Below are 2,334 nucleotides of genomic sequence, written 5' to 3' on the forward strand. Positions count from 1 at the left end.
GGTGTGGGTGGCGATGAGGGTGGTGACGTTCTGGGGCCATGGGGTGGTGTGGTGGAAGTCGTCGTGTGGGTTCCAGTGGGAGGTGATCTGTTCGAGGAGTTGTGTGGTGGTGGGTCGGTCGGTGGGGGTTTTGGCCAGGCATGCGGTGATCAGGGTGTGCAGGGGGCCGTGCAGTGTGCCGAGTTGTGGCTCGCTGGTGACGACGCGGTAGAGGACTGCTGCTGGTGGGCCCTGGCCGAAGGGTTCGTGGCCGGTGGCGGCGAAGGCGAGTACGGCGCCGAGGGAGAAGACGTCGCTGGCCAGGCCGAGGGGGCTGCCTTCGGCTTGTTCGGGGGACATGAAGCCGGGTGTGCCGATGGCCGTGCCGGTTCCAGTCAGCGCGGTGGCGTCCAGGGCGCGGGCGATTCCGAAGTCGATCACTCGTGGGCCGTCCGTGGCCAGCAACACGTTCGACGGTTTGAGGTCGCGGTGGAGCAGGTCCTCGGTGTGGATGGCCTGCAGTGCTTCGGCCAGTCCGGCTGCCAGGGGCCACATCGAGTCCTCTGGCAGGGGTGCGGTGGGGGTCACGGCTTCGGCCAGGGAGGCGCCGTGGATGGAGGCGGGCCCCGACCGGCTCACGATCACCCGCGACGGCCAGGTCGTGCACCAGGGCCGGCACGCCCTGGCCCGCCCCGACACCGCCGAGCCGCGCCTCACCACCGCGGCCGGGCCGGACGGCACGATCGGCATGGCCGTGGTCCAGGAGCGCGAGTACACCCCCGCCAAGCTGGACACCCTGGCGCAGCAGATCCTCGCCCGGGGCGCGGAGACCGCCGCCCGGCACAGGCAAGAGAACAACACTGAGTAACCACTCCCGGGGGTGCACTTGCACGCGGGCCGCATCCGGGATGGTGCCCCGTCCGGCGCGGTGGCGGAGCGGGGCGGGGGCGGCTGGCCGTCGGCCCGCCGCTTCGCGCAGTGGGAACGGCGGCAGGGCGGCCGGAGTCCGGCAACCGCGAGGCAGGGTCGGTGCGACGGAGCGCCGGGCGGGGCCGCGGAGTGGGTGGTCGACGGCGCGGAGCGGTAAGGCGGTGGCCCGGGGGCGGGCGGTCGACGGCCCTGGGCCCGGCCCCCGTCCTGCGACTGGCACCGCGGCCCCGGACCGAGCGGCGGCACGGTCCGGGGCCGGGCGGTCGACAAACGGGCGGGCGGTCGACGGTCCTGTGCAGAACCCCGGCCCCGGACCCGCCGCAAGGCCGCGGCGGCGGGCCGTGGCCAGGCCGTCGACGTGACAGGAGCCCGGGGCGCGAGGCCGGGCCAACCGGCCACCGACCGCGGTACAGCCCGGAACGAGACGGCACGGCACAGCACAGCAGCGGGATGGGCAACAGCAGCGGGATGGGCAGTCGACGACGCGGAACGGCAAGCCCACGGACGGCGGACAAGGCAGGCAGCACGGAACGGACCGGGAGTACAACCCACACAGCCGGGCCCCGCCGCCCCGCCGCCCCGCGGTCCCGCGGTCCCGCGGTCCCGCGACAAGGATGAACTGTGTACCCGGACACGGGCGGTCACACCCCGGACGCGGGCCAGCTGGCCAGGCGCTGCGACGGGCCGGGCCACAGGGCCGGACTGCGGTACAAGGCGGGCGGGGAAGGTGGCATGCGTCGAGGCGGGGGGCGCAGCGCGGGCCGGGCCCCGGACCCGCCGCGACGGCGCGGCGCCGCGGGGGCCGGGCCAACCGGCCACCGACTGCGGTACAGCACGGGGCGCGGAACGGCGGGGCGGTCGACGGCCCTGCATACCCCGGGCCCGGTCCTGCGACTGGCACCGGCCCGGAGGGCGGGCGGGGAAGGAGGCCGACGGCGCGGAGCGGTGGCTCGGGGCGGGCGCGGCGCCGGCCCAGGCCCCGGCCCCGGTCCTGCAACCGGCCCCGGCACCGCCCCGGAGGGACGGGCGAGGAACGTAGTCGACGACGCGGCGGCAACGAGGCCGCAGACGGCGGGCGGCCACGGCGCGGGCGCCGGGGCGGGCGCGGCAGAGCCCGGCGGCGCGGGGCATGGCCGGGCCGTCGACGCGACAGGAACCCGGGGCGCGAGGTCGGGCGGCGACTAGCGGCGCGGCACGGCGCGGGGCGGACGACGGCCCGGCCCCGGGACCGGACAGCAACACGACGGCGGGGCGGGGCGGCGAGAACGACAGCGACCGGGCTGTCGGCCACAGCACGACGGCAGCGCGGCGGCGCAGGGGCGTGGCGAGGGCAAGACGATGCCGGGGCCGGATGACACGGCACGGGGCCCGGGCGGCTGGGCCGTCGACCACCGCACGGCGGGGCTGCGAGGACCGGACCACGAC

Annotated in this window: 2 protein-coding genes; one reads left to right on the top strand and one right to left on the bottom strand. The window is 76.8% G+C overall.

Annotation, left to right across the window (positions count from 1 at the left end):
* Positions 1 to 699, bottom strand: a 699-nt coding sequence (locus tag EAO76_RS43590; protein WP_316248433.1) for a serine/threonine-protein kinase, incomplete at its 3' end; no start/stop codon positions are given.
* Here EAO76_RS43590 and EAO76_RS47195 point away from each other — a divergent pair.
* On the top strand, positions 593 to 847 hold the full coding sequence (locus EAO76_RS47195; RefSeq protein ID WP_262376272.1) for a hypothetical protein: 255 nt from the start codon (positions 593 to 595) through the stop codon (positions 845 to 847). The two genes, EAO76_RS43590 and EAO76_RS47195, sit on opposite strands and share 107 nt — an antisense overlap.
* Positions 848 to 2,334: the final 1,487 nt, after the last annotated feature.

The sequence above is a fragment of the Streptomyces sp. sk2.1 genome, assembly GCF_008120935.1.
Lineage (GTDB): Bacteria > Actinomycetota > Actinomycetes > Streptomycetales > Streptomycetaceae > Streptomyces.

Excerpts from the sequence above, each read along its gene's own strand:
- EAO76_RS47195 (WP_262376272.1), top strand. The coding sequence starts at position 593 with ATGGAGGCGGGCCCCGACCGGCTCACGATCACCCGCGACGGCCAGGTC.